A 1,287-nucleotide genomic window follows, 5' to 3' on the forward strand; every position below is an offset into this window, starting at 1 on the left:
GCGCCGCGCCGTTCCACCCCGAGAAGTCCGACATGGGCTCGCGCAAGGTGCCGTTCTCCCGCGAGCTCTGGATCGAGCGCGACGACTTCCGCGAGGATCCGCCGAGGAAGTGGCACCGCCTCGCGCCGGGCCGCGAGATCCGGCTGCGCTACGCGTGCCTCCTCACGTGCAGGGAGGCTATCAAGAACGCCGCGGGCGAGGTCGTCGAGCTGCGCTGCACCTGGGATCCGGAGTCGCGCGGCGGCACGTCGCCGGACGGCCGCAAGGTGCTCGGCACCTCCCACTGGGTGAGCGCGGCGCACGCCGTGCAGGCGAAGGTGCGGCTCTACGATCGCCTCTTCCTCGTCGAGGATCCGCTCGATCTCCCGGAGGGGCGCGACTTCGTCGAGAACATGAACCCCCGCTCGCTCGAGACCATCGAGCGCTGCTTCGTCGAGCCCAGCCTCGCGGACGCGGCGCCCGAGTCCAGGTGGCAGTTCGAGCGGCTCGGCTACTTCTGCGCGGACCGCTACGAGACGAAGCCGGGCGAGCCGGTGTTCAACCGCACGGTCACGCTCAAGGACAGCTGGGCGCGCATCGAGAAGAACCAGGGACCAGAATCGGAGTCGAAGTCGAAGTCGAAGATCGCGCCGAAGCCGGAGGCGAAGGCGGACACGTCCAGCGAAATCACCATCGACGAGTTCGCGAAGCTCGACCTGCGCGTCGCGCTGGTGCGCAAGGCCGAGACCGTGGAGGGCGCGGACAAGCTGCTCCGCCTCGAGGTCGACCTCGGCGAGGGGAGGCTCCGCCAGATCTTCGCCGGTATCCGCGCGGCGTACCCGGAACCCGCGGCGCTCGTCGGCAGGAAGGTGATCGTCGTCGCCAACCTGAAGCCCCGGAAGATGCGCTTCGGCGTCTCGGAGGGGATGATCCTGGCCGGTTGCGGACCCGACGACTGCCGCCTCGGCCTCGCGGGGTTCGACGGCGAGCTCGAGCCGGGCGACAAGGTGAGCTGAGCGCAACCCCTGCCGAATGACCCTTCCAAATGACTCCGAGCGCTTTTCGCGCGCGGTCTTCGGATCGCCCCTTCTTTTTGTCACTCCTCCCGTCGAGCGACTGCGCGGAGCCCATGCGTGCTCAGTTAAGCCGCAACCATCGGATATCGCTTGAGAAAGTTTGTTGATAGCACGTAGGCGCCATAAGCGCACTTTCGTTCCGGCAAGTTAACATAAGATATCTTCCGCGACAAAGTTCGACCCCTCGCGAACTATATCACAGCTCGGAGAAGCGTCTTCGGCGCCGCCGTCC

Annotated in this window: 1 protein-coding gene; it reads left to right on the top strand. The window is 66.8% G+C overall.

Features of this window, described 5'->3' with window-relative positions; genetic code table 11:
* Window positions 1–995: methionine--tRNA ligase subunit beta (metG, locus tag M0R80_27500; GenBank protein MCK9463384.1), on the top strand; the 995-nt coding region annotated here is incomplete at its 5' end.
* Window positions 996–1,287 lie beyond the last annotated feature (292 nt).

The organism is Pseudomonadota bacterium (assembly GCA_023229365.1).
Lineage (GTDB): Bacteria > Myxococcota_A > Polyangia > JAAYKL01 > JAAYKL01 > JALNZK01.